Raw genomic sequence first — 13,310 nt, 5'->3', positions numbered from 1 at the left:
TTTTTTAAGTATATTCCTAAAATAATGAGTAAAGATATTTTTTTAACAAACAATCTAACAAATAAAAAAGAGATGTTTGTTCCACTAGATAAAAACAACATAAGAATGTATGTGTGTGGTCCAACTGTTTATGATGATCCTCATATTGGGAACGCAAGACCAATAGTTGTATTTGATATTCTGTTTAAAATTTTTAAAAAAAATTATCCTAAAGTTACTTATGTACGAAATATTACAGATGTAGATGATAAAATAATTAAATCTTCAAAAGAAAATAACATTTCAATTTCAGAATTAACAAGCAAAGTAACTAAAAGTTTTAGTGAAGATTGTCATTACTTAAATTGTGAAGAGCCAACCCATCAACCTAAAGCAACAGAAAATATAGACTTGATGATTGAAATGATTTCTCAATTAATAAAAAAAGAATTTGCTTATGAAAATAATAAGCATGTTTATTTTGAAGTTAAAAAATTCAAAGATTATGGTCAATTATCAAATAAAAAATTAGATGAACTTATTGCTGGATCAAGAGTAGAAGTCAGTGAAAATAAAAAAAATTCAGAAGATTTTGTTTTATGGAAACCTTCAGAAGACGACGAACCTTCATGGGAATCTCCATGGGGAAAAGGAAGGCCAGGATGGCATCTAGAGTGTTCAGCAATGTCAAAGAAATTTTTAGGAGACGAGTTTGATGTTCATGGAGGTGGTATTGATTTGTTATTTCCTCATCATGAAAATGAAATAGCTCAATCAAGATGTTCAAATGATACAAAAATATTTGCAAAATTTTGGATGCATAATGCATTCATCACCATGTCTAATGAAAAGATGGCCAAGTCTCAGGGAAATATTTTAAAAATAAAAGATTTTAGAAATAAGATAAGCGGTCAAGTTTTAAGATTAGCTTTATTAAGCGCACATTATAAACAACCATTAGATTGGAATGATAAACTTCTGGATGACTGTCAAAACACGATAAATAAATGGTACAATTCATATTTAGATATTGAAAATAATTCTAAAGTTTCTGATGAAATTCTTCAGCCACTTTACGATGATTTAAATACTCCTGGATATATTGCTAATTTACATCAATTATATGACAAAGCTCAAAAAGGTAACGATGAAGATAAATCTTTATTTGTTTCTGCTTGTCAATTTGTAGGACTATTAAATGAAAGCAAAGAAAATTGGCTTAAATTTAAAATCAGTAAAGCTTTAATTTCTGAAAAAGAAATTTTACAAAAAATTCAAGAAAGAAATAACGCTAGAGAGAACAAAAATTACGAAGAAGCTGATAAAATTAGAAAAGAGCTCTTAGATAAAGATGTTTTAATAGAAGATAAAGATGGTAAAACGATTTGGAAATTTAAATGAGCAAGGAACAACTTTATATATTTGACACAACACTGCGTGATGGTGCACAAACCCAAGGTGTAGATTTTTCAATTGATGACAAGGAAAATATTTCATCAGCATTAGATAAATTAGGTGTTGATTATGTTGAGGGAGGATGGCCAGGAGCAAATCCAACTGATACTGAGTTTTTTAATAAAGATCATAATTTTAAATCAACGAAATTAACTGCATTTGGAATGACTAAAAAATCTGAACACAGTGCAGAAAATGACCCTATGCTCTCATCATTAATTAATTCAAAAAGTTCTTCTGTTTGCTTGTTTGGAAAATCATGGGATTTTCAAGTTGATGTAGCGTTAGGAATAAGTAATGAGCAAAATTTAACGAATATAAGTGAAAGCACAAAACACATTGTTAAATCTGGAAAAGAGTTCATGTTTGATGCTGAACATTTTTTTGATGGATATAAATCTAATCCAGAATATGCAATGTCATGTTTAAAAGCTGCTTACGATAATGGTGCTAGATGGATTGTATTATGTGATACTAACGGTGGTACACTTCCACACGAGATAACAGAAATTGTGTCTAAAGTAAGCAAGCAAATTCCTGGAAAGAATTTGGGAATACATGCTCATAATGATACTGAAAACGCAGTAGCTAATAGTCTTGCTGCAGTTCAGGCAGGAGTTAGACAAGTTCAGGGTACAATAAATGGTTTAGGAGAAAGATGTGGTAATGCAAATTTAATGTCATTAATTCCTTCATTTTTTTTAAAGAAAGATTTTTCAGATAAGTTTGAACTAAGCATCAAAAGAGAAAATTTAAAAAATTTAACTCAATGCTCAAGATTGTTAGATGAAATTTTAAACAGAAAACCTAATAAACATTTACCATATGTAGGGGCATCTGCTTTTTCACACAAAGGTGGAATGCATGTTTCGGCTGTTCAAAAGGATCCTAAAACCTATGAGCACATAAATCCAGAAGAAGTTGGAAACTCTAGAAATATAGTTGTTTCAGATCAATCGGGACAATCCAATATAATGTCAAGATTGAATTCAATAGGAATTAAAGTTGAGAAAAGTGATCCAAAAATTAAAAAACTTTTAGATGAAGTGAAAGATCGAGAATTTATTGGTTATAGTTACGATGGTGCTGATGCATCCTTTGAGTTGTTAGCTCGAAGATTAATGGGGGAGATACCAAGATATATTTCTATTAATGAATATGACGTTTCGGTAAAGAAAGATAATGCAGGAGAAATAGTTTCTTATGCAAAAGCTCAGTTAGAAGTAGATGGAGATAAAATTTTGTGTGAAGGACAAGGAAATGGACCTGTTAATGCTCTAGATAATGCAATTAGAAAGAATGTTAACAAGCTTGCTAAATATTCAGAATATTTAAAAGATTTAAGACTTGTTGATTACAAAGTTAGAATTTTAAATACTGGTACAGAAGCTGTAACAAGAGTTAGTATTGAAAGTACAGACTCGAAGGGTGTTAACTGGTTTACTATTGGAGTATCACCAAATATCATTGATGCTTCTTTCAAAGCTCTTGTTGATAGTTTAGATTATAAATTATTCAAGGATAAAGCCCCTGGAAGTTCCTAAGATACATTAATGACTGTAAATAATATTTCTTTCATTTTACACAAACCACAACTTTCTGAAAATATTGGAGCATGTGCAAGGGGAATGAAAAATTTTCATTTTAATAAACTTATTGTTATTGACCCTAAACCGATATTTCCAAATGATAAAATTTTAGCAACCTCAGTAGGAGCAAAAAATATAATCAATAAAGCTAAGAAATTTGAAAATTTAGAAAAATCTTTAAAAAATATTGATATTGTAATTGCAACATCAGCACGATTTAGAAATAAAAATATTAAACATATCCAATTAGAAGATTTAAAAAAAATAAATTATAAAAAGAAAATAGCTTTTTTGTTTGGTTCAGAAGCGTCTGGCTTATCAAATAATGAAATAAGCTATGCAAATTATACTCTTCAAATCCCAACTAACCCTGGTTTTAAATCATTAAATCTATCTCATAGCTTAATAATAATTGCTCAATACCTATCAAGCATAATTAATTTAAAAACATCCTCTTTTAAGAAATCAAATAAAGTTAAATCAGCATCTAAAAAAGATATAGTTGCTATGGCTAATCTTTGTATAGAGAATCTTGAAGAGATTAATTTTTTTAAATCAAAAGAAAAGAAGCCAATAATGCTTGAAAACTTGAGGAATATCTTTTATCGGATGGAATTATCAACCAAAGAAATACGCATTTTATCTGGAGTATTTGCAAGTTTAGGTAAAAAACGTTGATTGACAAAATGATGAGTAAGTTTATAAAGCCCACTATCAAATGACAAAAAGATTAAACTCTAAACATAAAGTAGACAGAAGATTAAAAGTTAATCTTTGGGGAAGACCCAAAAGCCCTTTTAATACTAGAGCCTATGGACCAGGGCAACATGGTCAAACAAAGACATCAAAGCCATCTGATTATGGAATACAGCTTCAGGCTAAACAAAAATTAAAGGCCTATTATGGCAATATTAACGAGAGACAATTTAGAAATTTATATAAAAAAGCAGTAATGCTTAAAGGTGATACTAGTGAAAATTTAATCGGTCTTCTTGAGAGAAGATTAGATGCTGTGATTTATAGAGCAAAATTTGCAACAACAATTTTTTCAGCTAGACAATTAATCAATCATGGCCATGTAAAAGTAAATGGTAAAAAAGTGAATATTGGAAGCTATTTAGTTAAAGAAGAAGATTCAATTGAAATAAGAGATAAATCTAAACAACTTGCAATAATTGATATTGCCCTTGCAAACAAGGAAAGAGAAACTCCAGAATATATTCAGATGGACGAAAAAAACAAAAAACTAAAGTTTGTTAGAGTTCCAAAGTTTGAGGAAGTTCCATATCCAATTGTTATGGAGCCTAATCTAGTAATTGAATATTATTCTAGATAATTATTTTCTATCCTTAAAATTTATTTTTTTACTTTCAAAAAGTTTTGTCAATTCACCATTTTCGTACATTTCTTTAACAATGTCACATCCACCTATAAATTCATTTTTAACATAAAGCTGTGGGATGGTTGGCCAATCACTAAAAATTTTAATACCTTCTCTTAAATTCTGATTTTCCAAAACATTTATACCCTTAAAATTTACTTCTAGGATTTTTAAAATATTTGAAGTAGCCATCGAAAACCCACATTGTGGAGCGTCAGGTGTACCTTTCATAAACAAACACACTTCGTTGTTTTCAATTTCATTTTTTATTAAATCATTTGTTTGTTGATCCATTTAACTCTCCTTTGTTTTAATTGCTAATGCGTGCAGTTCATTACCCATTCTACCCTTTAATGAGTTGTAAACCATTTTATGTTGCTCAATTTTACTTTTTCCAGAAAATTGAGATGAGATAACGGTAGCCGAATAATGGTTACCATCACCTGCCAAATCTTGTATTTCAACAATTGCATCAGGCATTGCCTCTTTAATAAAGTTCTCAATTTCTTTTAGATCCATTGCCATTATTTACTCATATATTTTGTGAGCCAACTTTTATTAGAAGTTGATAGTTCGTCAATTGTAACTTTTGTCTTATCATCAATATATAGTTCATTTTCGCAAATTGCTCCAAGTTCTTCAAAATGGACAGCATTTTTATCCAATATATCAGCAACTTTTTTAAAATTCTTTTTATTTATTTCTACAATGTATCTTCCTTGATCTTCAGCGAATAAGTACTCTATTTCACTAATTAAATATTTAGGTTTTTTGATTTTTATTCCTTTTTTTCCTTTAATACACATTTTTGCTATAGCTGTGATTATACCACCTAAAGAAACATCGTGTGCACTTTTTATTAAATTGTTATCAATCAATTTGAGCAATGTTTCTCCATTATTTTTTTCATTAAATAAATTTACCTCTGGTGGAGGTCCATTTTTTTCATCTAAAATAGTTCTTGCAAATAAACTTTGATCAATATGTCCTTCGGTTTTTCCAATTACTAAAACCAAATTATCAACTTCTTTAAAATCCATAGTAATCATATTTTTATAATCTTTGATTAAACCAACGCCACCAATTGCAGGTGTAGGTTTTATACCATGGTCTTTTGTTTGGTTATAAAAAGATACATTTCCAGAAACTACTGGGAACTTTAAATAATCGCTTGCTTCACCAATTCCTTGAACACATTCAACAAACTCTCCCATGTTTTCCTGATTTTCAGGACTACCAAAATTCAAACAATTGGTGATAGCAATTGGTTTAGCGCCAACAGATACAAGATTTCTGAAACTTTCACAAACCACTTGTTTTCCACCTGTTAGAGGATGTGCCCAACAATAAACTGCAGAGGAGTCTACAGATGCAGCTACAGCTTTATCGGTACCATGAACTCTTACAACACCTGCGTCTCCTCCAGGTTTTTGTATAGTATCTCCCATTACAGTATGATCATACTGTTGCCAAATCCATTCTTTGCTACATATATTTGGATTGGCTAAAATTTTTTTTAATACATCAATAATTTTTAAATGTTTAATATCCTCTTTTTTAATCTTATTTTTTTTAGGAAGTTTTGCTTTTTTCCATTTTCGATCGTACATAGGAGAGTTTTCAACTAAGATATTAACTGGTATGTCTGCAACTTTTTCTTTATCAAAATAAAGTTCTATTTTTTTTGATTTAGTAGTTTTACCAATCACCGCAAAATCTAAATTCCATTTATCAAATATTTTTTTTGCATGCTCTTCTTTGCCGTTTTCTAAAACAATCAACATTCTTTCTTGGCTCTCAGAGAGCATAATTTCGTATGGTGTCATTTTGGTTTCTCTGCAAGGTACTTTATTTAAATTGATTTCAATTCCGAGGTTACCTTTAGATGCCATTTCAATACTTGAAGAAGTTAATCCTGCAGCACCCATATCTTGAATGGCTATAATGGAGTCTCCAGCCATTAGCTCTAGACAAGCTTCTAGTAAAAGTTTTTCAGTAAACGGATCTCCAACTTGAACTGTTGGTTTCTTTTCCTCAATTTTTTCATCAAAACTAGCTGAAGCCATGCTTGCACCATGTATTCCATCTCTTCCAGTTTTAGATCCAACATAAATAACTGGTTTATTTAAGCCTGCAGCTTTAGAGTAAAAAATCTTATCTTTTTTGACCAACCCTAATGTCATAGCATTAACCAAAATATTTCCATTATAGGAGCTATCAAAACTTGTTTGGCCAGCAATTGTAGGAACACCCATACAGTTTCCATAACCACCTATGCCATGGACAACACCTCTTAATAAATTTTTTGTTTTTTTATGTTGTGGTGATCCAAAATGTATTGAGTTTAAGTTAGCTATTGGTCTTGCACCCATTGTAAACACATCTCTCATTATTCCACCAACCCCAGTTGCAGCACCCTGGTAAGGTTCTATAAATGAAGGGTGATTGTGACTTTCTATTTTAAAAACTATTGCATCATTATCTTCGATATCGATAACACCAGCATTTTCGCCAGGACCTTGAATAACTTTCTTTCCTTTGGTAGGTAGTTTTTTTAAATGTAATCTTGATGATTTATATGAACAATGTTCATTCCACATTGCAGAAAAAATCCCTAGTTCTGTAATGTTTGGTGTCCTTTTTAATAACTTACAAATTTTATTGTATTCATCTTTTTTTAAACCATGGTCAACTGCTACTTGTTCGTTTACAATCATTTTAAGTTGTTTATTAAGGTTTTAAAAAATAATGATCCATCCTCACCAGATAAAGATGTATCAATCATTCTTTCAGGGTGGGGCATCATCCCTAGAACATTTTTTTCTTTATTAAATATACCAGCAATATTTTTTATGGATCCATTAGGATTAAATTGATCTTCTATTTTTCCATTTTCATCACAATAGTTAATAGCTATTTGATTATTGTCTTCAATTTCTTTTAATTGATCATTGGTACAAAAATAATTTCCCTCATTATGAGCTACATGAAATTCTAAAACTTCATTATCTAAGTTTTTAAAATATTTGTTTTTTTTATCGTTAATTTTCACAAAAACGTTTTTACAGATAAATTCTAAATATTTATTTCTAAGCAAAACACCCGGAACCAAACCGGTTTCTACCAATATTTGAAATCCATTGCAGATACCCATAACCATGCCCCCTGAATTTGCAAAATTAATTACCGATTGCATTATTTTTGATTTAGATGCCATACTTCCACATCTTAAGTAGTCACCATATGAAAAACCACCTGGCAGTACAACCAAATCACTTTTTGGTAATTCAGCATCAGCATGCCAAACCATTTTATTTCTAAATCCAAACTTCTTTAAAGCAACATCCATGTCTCTATCACAATTTGAACCAGGAAAAGTAATTACAGATGATTTCATTAATTACTTTGGATCAATAATTTTATAATTTTCAATTACAAGATTTGCCAAAAGTTTTTTACACATCTCTTCAACTTTTGCTTTTGCTTTGTCGTTATCAGTTTCTTTAGTGTCTATTTCAAAATATTTGCCTTGTCTAACTTCGTTAACATCTTCAAAACCCATTCCATCTAGGGTTTGATGAATAACTTTTCCTTGTGGATCAAGCACATCTTTTTTTAAAGTAATGATTACAGAAATTTTCATTTTTTCTTTCTTTTAACCGAAGATAATTTAGTTATATTTACTGCTGAAACATTAGATTGTTCATGAAGTATACCCAATCTTTTAGCAACCTCAGTATAGGCCGGAATTAAATCACCCAGATCTTTTCTAAATCGATCTTTATCTAATTTTTTTTCTGTGATACTGTCCCATAATCTGCATGTATCAGGACTAATTTCATCTGCCAAAATAACTTCATTTTTTCCATCAATTTTAATTCTTCCAAATTCTAATTTAAAATCAATAAGTTTAATCCCAACACCTCTAAACATTCCAATCATAAAATCATTAATTCTTAAAATCATTTTTTTAACTTTATCTATTTCTATTTTTGACGCCCAGTCAAATGCCAAAATATGCTCTTCAGATATTAATGGATCTCCAAGTTTGTCATCTTTTAAGCAGTATTCAATTAGAGGTTCTTTTAAAACTGTACCGTCCTCAATTCCCAATCTTTTAGTAATTGAGCCTGTTGCAACATTTCTCACAATGAATTCGATCGGAATTATTTCTACAAGCTTTATAATTTGCTCACGCATATTTAATCTTTTTACTAAATGATTTTTAATTCCTATTTGAGAAAGGTTCGAAAGTATGTGTTCAGATATTCTGTTATTTAGAACACCTTTACCTTCAATGGTAGTTTTTTTTTGATTATTGAATGCAGTTGCATCATCTTTAAAATATTGGATGACTAGGTTTTTATCATTTGTAGCATAAATGATTTTAGCTTTGCCTTCGTATAATTTTTTACCTTTTTTCATTATTTAAAAACTCTTCTAAAGATAAAATTTACATTTTTAAAGTGTTTAGAATAATTAAATATAGATTTTAGTTTTTTTGCGGAAATTTTGCTCATTATAAATTTATCAGATGAAATGACTTCAATTAAGTTTAAATTTTCTGCAAAACATTTTTTTGCATAAGATTGAACTAATCTATAAGATTTTTCTCTGCTTAATCCTGTTTTAGTTAATTCTAACATAACTTCTTGAGAGAAAATTAAACCTTTTGTTAAATTTAAGTTTTCAAACATTTTTTTAGGATAAACAATCATATTATCTAAAATATTAGTAAGTCTAACCAATGCAAAATCAGTTGTTATATTAGCATCTGGACCAATATTTCTTTCAACACTTGAATGAGAAATGTCTCTTTCATGCCAAAGAGCTATGTTTTCAAGTGCTGGGACAACTGAACTTCTAACCATTCTAGATAAGCCTGTTAAATTTTCGCTTAAAATAGGATTTTTTTTATGAGGCATTGCAGATGATCCTTTTTGATTTTTAGAAAAATATTCTTGTAGTTCATAAACTTCAGTTCTTTGCAGGTGTCTTATTTCAACTGCCACTCTCTCTATTGAGCCTGCAATAATACCTAAAACAGAAAAATAAAATGCATGTCTATCTCTTGGAATCACTTGTGTAGAAATTGGTTCAACTTTCAGACCTAATTTTTTTGCCACATATTTTTCAACATTTGGATTTATGTTAGCAAATGTTCCAACAGCACCAGATATTGCGCATGTTGATACTTCATCGATCGCATTTTTTAATCTATTTCTGTTTCTTTTAAATTCCTCATAGAACGAAGCCAATTTTAATCCAAAAGTAATTGGCTCAGCATGGATACCGTGACTTCTTCCCATACACGGTGTAAATTTATATTTTTTGGCTTGTTTTTTTAAAACTTTTAAAATTTGATCTATATCTTTTAAAATGATTTTACCTGATTGGACTAATTGAATGTTAAAACTGGTATCTAAAACATCTGATGATGTCATTCCTTGATGTAGATAGCGTGCTTTAATTCCAGCTTTTTCACTTACAGAGGTAAGAAATGCTATTACGTCATGTTTTACCTCAGATTCTATTTTGTGAATTCTGCTTACATTAATTCTAGCTTTTTTTTTAACTATTGAAGCAACACCTCTTGGAATTTGACCAAGTTTTTCCATTGCTTCTGCTGCTGCAACCTCAACATCTAACCAGATTTTGTATTTATTTTCTTCAGACCAAATATCAGTTAATTCTTTTCTCGAGTATCTTTTAATCATTAATTATAAGTATGGAGGCTTCGAATAACCTTTAGCAGATTCTGTAAAGATTTCATAACCATTTTCAGTAATTCCTAGCGTATGTTCAAATTGTGCAGATAAAGATTTATCTTTTGTAACAGCTGTCCAACCATCATTCAACATTTTTACATCGTATTTACCTGAGTTTATCATTGGTTCTATTGTAAATGTCATACCAGGTCTTAATTCCATACCTGTATTTTTTTTACCATAGTGTAAAATATTTGGTGGCTCATGAAATGTTGTACTTATACCGTGACCACAAAAATCTCTGACAACTGAAAATCCTTTTTCTTCTACAAAAGATTGAATTTCATAACCAATATCTCCTAATTTAACACCAGGTTTTAAAATTTTAATTGCTCTCATCATAGATTCATAAGTAACATCTATAAGATTGTTTAACTTAACCGGAGTTTTTCCAATGCAAAACATTCTACTTGTGTCACCATAATGCTCATCAACAATTGCTGTGACATCAACATTAATAGCATCACCTTCTTGTAAAATTCTATCTGAGGGTATTCCATGACATATTACATGATTTAAAGATGTGCATAAAGATTTTGTAAAGCCTCTATAATACAAAGGAGCTGAGTAGCCACCATTGTCTCTAATAAATTCATATCCGAGTTTATCGATATGATCAGTGGATATACCTTCTTTAATATTTTCAGTTAACATATCTAAAGTTTTTGCAGCCAAGTTCCCTGCAATTTTCATTTTTTCAAATTTTTCTTTATAATCAGTCATCTATAATTTTTAATTTTTTATCTATAAAAATTTTTTTAGAACTTATATTACATCTATATGCTAAAAAATTTACACCAGCTTTTTTAGCTGTTAAATAGTTCTTATAATATTCTTTGTCTATATCTTTAGCTATTTTAAAATATTTCATATTTTGTATTTGAACTAAAAATATTAAGTATGTTTTATAACTTTTTTTTATGGCATCAATAAGGGTTAATAAATGCTTTATTCCTCTTGCTGTTGGTGCATCTGGAAATTCAGCAGTATACTTATTTCTAAATAAGGTAACATTTTTAACCTCAACAAACATTTTTTGATCTTTTTTTTCTAGTAAAAAATCAAATCTTGTTTCTTTATTAAAAAAAACCTCTGGTTTAATAATGTCATTATTCTTTAGTTCATTTACTAGATTATTTTTAAGACCATGCTCAACTATTTTATTTGCCATATGAGTATTTACCCCAACTAAATTTTTTCTAGATTTAATAATCTCCAATCCATATTTAAGTTTTCGTTTTGGGTCATTATTAGGAAGTAAATAAACTTCATTACCTTCATCTAATAAACCTTTCATTGATCCCGTGTTAGGACAATGAGCTGTGACAATTTCTTTATCAAGTTTAACGTCAGTAAAAAACCTTTTATAACGTTTGATTAGTTTGCCTTTTATTAAAGACTTGGTAAATTCCATTACTAAATTATATATTTCATATGGATAAAAAAGCAAAATTTAATGCATCAATTTTAATTATAGGTAATGAAATTTTATCTGGCAGAACTCAAGACACAAATACATCAACCTTGGCAATTTGGCTAAATTCAATTGGTGTTAATGTTGTAGAAGTGAGAGTAATTCCTGATGTTGAAGAGACTATTGTTGATACTTTAAATTTACTTAGATCAACAAACGATTATGTTTTTACAACTGGTGGTATTGGTCCTACTCATGATGATATTACTGCTCAATCAGTTTCAAAAGCATTTGGAATTAAATACGAAGTTCATAAAGAAGCTTTTAAAATTTTAGAAGCTTATTACCAACCTGGTGAATTTAATGAAGGAAGACAAAAGATGGCATGGATGCCTGAGAACGCAAAATTAATTTTAAATCCAACAAGTGGCGCACCAGGTTTTAATGTTGAAAATGTATTTTCATTACCAGGAGTACCTTCGATTTTGAAATCAATGTTAGGTGGTTTGACTAACAGAATAGTAGGGGGCGAGCCTATTAAAAGTCTTACAATTAGCTTAAGAACTGTTGAAAGTGAAATAGCCAACTCTTTAACACAAGTTCAAAATAATAATAAAGATGTTGAGATAGGAAGCTATCCCTTTTTTCATGCAGGAAAATTAGGAGTTTCTATTGTGATCAGATCAGAAGATCAAAATAAAATAGATAATTGTAATTCTCAAATTTTAAAATTTGTAAATGAAAAAAAAATTGAGGTAGTAGATAGATAATGCTTTATTTTGCTTATGGAAGTAATCTTCATCATTTTCAAATGAAGCGCAGATGTAAAGATAGTATCTTTTTAAAAAAAATAAATTTAAAAGATTTCAAATTAACATTTAGAAGCAAGTATAGAGCTGCTGATATTGAACCTAAAAAAAATTCAATTGTTCCTGGTGGATTATTTGAAATTTCAAAAAGTGATGAAAAAAAACTTGATGTTTATGAAGATTTTCCCTCTCTTTATAAAAAGTATTATTTTTTTTATTATGGAAAAAAAGTGATGACCTACACTATGGTAAATAAATCAGCATTTAGATTTCCAACTGAAAGGTATCTTAATATTGTTAAAAGAGGATACAAAGATTGTGGTTTAAATAAAAAATATCTTTCCAAAAGTTTGCGAGGAACGTAAATCTAGGAAAATTCTATTTAAGTTTATATAAACCATAATTTAACCCAAAAACTGGTTCTAAATCATCATTATCTGCATTATCAACAAAATTATAATGATTAATAGTATTTGCGTAATAATTTATAACGTCCTGCTGACTTTTTAGATATATTTTTTCTTCATCAAAAAGAACTTTTTTTAAAGTATAATTTTCTTTTACATAAGATTTTATTTTTGCTTGATTGTTTGCATCATGTAAATGAAATGGAGTAGATTCCTCAATTACAACATAATCGAAATCTTTTTCTAAAAACTCAAAAAATGATTTTAGATCCTCTATTTGATTATTTGTATAATTAAAATAAACTATACCTTCTTTAAGATTTTTATCTTTTATTATAATTTCCTTAGCATTTTGAATTTTTTTAATTTTTTGTTTGATATGATCATTAAATTTTTTTGACGAATCATCTTTTTTAATTAAATTATTATCATATAATTTTACATAATATTTATTTTGATTTACACTTTCTTGAAAACTTAAATCAACAAAGTAAAATACCTTTGAGTT

At 29.0% G+C, this 13,310-nt stretch carries 16 protein-coding genes; 6 read left to right on the top strand and 10 right to left on the bottom strand.

Features of this window, described 5'->3' with window-relative positions:
• Nucleotides 1-24 precede the first annotated feature (24 nt).
• From cysS to rpsD, 4 genes are read left to right on the top strand one after another with little or no spacing between them, the layout of a single operon-like run.
• The gene (gene cysS, locus AMN81_RS00535; protein WP_072090207.1) at nucleotides 25-1,380 is read left to right on the top strand and encodes a cysteine--tRNA ligase; all 1,356 of its coding nucleotides are present in this window, start codon (nucleotides 25-27) and stop codon (nucleotides 1,378-1,380) included.
• A complete protein-coding gene (gene cimA / locus AMN81_RS00530) occupies nucleotides 1,377-2,978 on the top strand; it encodes a citramalate synthase (protein ID WP_072090206.1) in 1,602 nt (533 codons plus the stop codon). The genes cysS and cimA overlap by 4 nt, the downstream gene beginning before the upstream one ends.
• Nucleotides 2,979-2,987: 9 nt before the next feature.
• A complete protein-coding gene (locus AMN81_RS00525) occupies nucleotides 2,988-3,701 on the top strand; it encodes an RNA methyltransferase (RefSeq protein WP_023855114.1) in 714 nt (237 codons plus the stop codon).
• Nucleotides 3,702-3,741: 40 nt separating this feature from the next.
• A complete protein-coding gene (gene rpsD, locus AMN81_RS00520) occupies nucleotides 3,742-4,359 on the top strand; it encodes a 30S ribosomal protein S4 (protein ID WP_023855115.1) in 618 nt (205 codons plus the stop codon).
• On the opposite strand, the gene grxD is transcribed toward rpsD, so the two are convergent.
• The 9 genes from grxD to sfsA are packed head-to-tail and all read right to left on the bottom strand — an operon-like array spanning nucleotide 4,360 to nucleotide 11,586.
• On the bottom strand, nucleotides 4,360-4,698 hold the full coding sequence (gene grxD / locus AMN81_RS00515) for a Grx4 family monothiol glutaredoxin (RefSeq protein WP_072090205.1): 339 nt from the start codon (nucleotides 4,696-4,698) through the stop codon (nucleotides 4,360-4,362).
• Nucleotides 4,699-4,929 (bottom strand): BolA/IbaG family iron-sulfur metabolism protein, encoded by a 231-nt coding sequence (locus tag AMN81_RS00510; protein WP_023855117.1) that lies wholly within the window; start codon nucleotides 4,927-4,929, stop codon nucleotides 4,699-4,701.
• Nucleotides 4,929-7,121 carry a phosphoribosylformylglycinamidine synthase subunit PurL gene (gene purL / locus AMN81_RS00505; protein WP_072090204.1) on the bottom strand — a complete coding sequence of 731 codons (2,193 nt, stop codon included), beginning with the start codon at nucleotides 7,119-7,121 and terminating at the stop codon, nucleotides 4,929-4,931. Before purL ends, AMN81_RS00510 begins: the two co-directional genes overlap by 1 nt.
• Complete coding sequence (gene purQ, locus AMN81_RS00500; protein ID WP_072090203.1) at nucleotides 7,118-7,801, bottom strand: phosphoribosylformylglycinamidine synthase I; 684 nt, start codon at nucleotides 7,799-7,801, stop codon at nucleotides 7,118-7,120. The genes purL and purQ overlap by 4 nt, the downstream gene beginning before the upstream one ends.
• Nucleotides 7,802-7,804: 3 nt before the next feature.
• Complete coding sequence (purS, locus tag AMN81_RS00495; RefSeq protein WP_072090202.1) at nucleotides 7,805-8,047, bottom strand: phosphoribosylformylglycinamidine synthase subunit PurS; 243 nt, start codon at nucleotides 8,045-8,047, stop codon at nucleotides 7,805-7,807.
• Nucleotides 8,044-8,829 (bottom strand): phosphoribosylaminoimidazolesuccinocarboxamide synthase, encoded by a 786-nt coding sequence (gene purC / locus AMN81_RS00490; protein WP_072090201.1) that lies wholly within the window; start codon nucleotides 8,827-8,829, stop codon nucleotides 8,044-8,046. Before purC ends, purS begins: the two co-directional genes overlap by 4 nt.
• On the bottom strand, nucleotides 8,829-10,121 hold the full coding sequence (purB, locus tag AMN81_RS00485) for an adenylosuccinate lyase (RefSeq protein WP_072090200.1): 1,293 nt from the start codon (nucleotides 10,119-10,121) through the stop codon (nucleotides 8,829-8,831). Before purB ends, purC begins: the two co-directional genes overlap by 1 nt.
• 3 nt (nucleotides 10,122-10,124) lie before the next feature.
• On the bottom strand, nucleotides 10,125-10,895 hold the full coding sequence (gene map / locus AMN81_RS00480; protein WP_072090199.1) for a type I methionyl aminopeptidase: 771 nt from the start codon (nucleotides 10,893-10,895) through the stop codon (nucleotides 10,125-10,127).
• On the bottom strand, nucleotides 10,888-11,586 hold the full coding sequence (gene sfsA, locus AMN81_RS00475) for a DNA/RNA nuclease SfsA (protein ID WP_072090251.1): 699 nt from the start codon (nucleotides 11,584-11,586) through the stop codon (nucleotides 10,888-10,890). The genes map and sfsA overlap by 8 nt, the downstream gene beginning before the upstream one ends.
• Before the next feature lie 20 nt (nucleotides 11,587-11,606).
• Between sfsA and AMN81_RS00470 the strand changes: the two genes are divergently transcribed.
• The gene (locus tag AMN81_RS00470) at nucleotides 11,607-12,356 is read left to right on the top strand and encodes a competence/damage-inducible protein A (RefSeq protein WP_072090198.1); all 750 of its coding nucleotides are present in this window, start codon (nucleotides 11,607-11,609) and stop codon (nucleotides 12,354-12,356) included.
• A complete protein-coding gene (locus tag AMN81_RS00465; protein ID WP_023855126.1) occupies nucleotides 12,356-12,760 on the top strand; it encodes a gamma-glutamylcyclotransferase family protein in 405 nt (134 codons plus the stop codon). Before AMN81_RS00470 ends, AMN81_RS00465 begins: the two co-directional genes overlap by 1 nt.
• A 13-nt stretch (nucleotides 12,761-12,773) precedes the next feature.
• Here the strand turns inward: AMN81_RS00465 and AMN81_RS06360 are convergent.
• A partial coding sequence (locus AMN81_RS06360; protein WP_179850553.1) for a hypothetical protein occupies nucleotides 12,774-13,310 on the bottom strand: 537 nt, incomplete at its 5' end.

This window comes from Candidatus Pelagibacter communis (genome assembly GCF_001179845.1).
GTDB lineage: Bacteria > Pseudomonadota > Alphaproteobacteria > Pelagibacterales > Pelagibacteraceae > Pelagibacter > Pelagibacter ubique_Q.
Note: the sequence above shows the minus strand (reverse complement) of the source record. Positions and strands in the feature narration are given on the sequence as shown.

What these genes read in the sequence shown, in the direction of transcription:
- cysS (WP_072090207.1), top strand. Translation starts at nt 25, where the DNA reads ATGAGTAAAGATATTTTTTTAACAAACAATCTAACAAATAAAAAAGAG.
- cimA (WP_072090206.1), top strand. Translation starts at nt 1,377, where the DNA reads ATGAGCAAGGAACAACTTTATATATTTGACACAACACTGCGTGATGGT.
- AMN81_RS00525 (WP_023855114.1), top strand. Translation starts at nt 2,988, where the DNA reads ATGACTGTAAATAATATTTCTTTCATTTTACACAAACCACAACTTTCT.
- rpsD (WP_023855115.1), top strand. Translation starts at nt 3,742, where the DNA reads ATGACAAAAAGATTAAACTCTAAACATAAAGTAGACAGAAGATTAAAA.
- grxD (WP_072090205.1), bottom strand. Translation starts at nt 4,698, where the DNA reads ATGGATCAACAAACAAATGATTTAATAAAAAATGAAATTGAAAACAAC.
- AMN81_RS00510 (WP_023855117.1), bottom strand. Translation starts at nt 4,929, where the DNA reads ATGGCAATGGATCTAAAAGAAATTGAGAACTTTATTAAAGAGGCAATG.
- purL (WP_072090204.1), bottom strand. Translation starts at nt 7,121, where the DNA reads ATGATTGTAAACGAACAAGTAGCAGTTGACCATGGTTTAAAAAAAGAT.
- purQ (WP_072090203.1), bottom strand. Translation starts at nt 7,801, where the DNA reads ATGAAATCATCTGTAATTACTTTTCCTGGTTCAAATTGTGATAGAGAC.
- purS (WP_072090202.1), bottom strand. Translation starts at nt 8,047, where the DNA reads ATGAAAATTTCTGTAATCATTACTTTAAAAAAAGATGTGCTTGATCCA.
- purC (WP_072090201.1), bottom strand. Translation starts at nt 8,829, where the DNA reads ATGAAAAAAGGTAAAAAATTATACGAAGGCAAAGCTAAAATCATTTAT.
- purB (WP_072090200.1), bottom strand. Translation starts at nt 10,121, where the DNA reads ATGATTAAAAGATACTCGAGAAAAGAATTAACTGATATTTGGTCTGAA.
- map (WP_072090199.1), bottom strand. Translation starts at nt 10,895, where the DNA reads ATGACTGATTATAAAGAAAAATTTGAAAAAATGAAAATTGCAGGGAAC.
- sfsA (WP_072090251.1), bottom strand. Translation starts at nt 11,586, where the DNA reads ATGGAATTTACCAAGTCTTTAATAAAAGGCAAACTAATCAAACGTTAT.
- AMN81_RS00470 (WP_072090198.1), top strand. Translation starts at nt 11,607, where the DNA reads ATGGATAAAAAAGCAAAATTTAATGCATCAATTTTAATTATAGGTAAT.
- AMN81_RS00465 (WP_023855126.1), top strand. Translation starts at nt 12,356, where the DNA reads ATGCTTTATTTTGCTTATGGAAGTAATCTTCATCATTTTCAAATGAAG.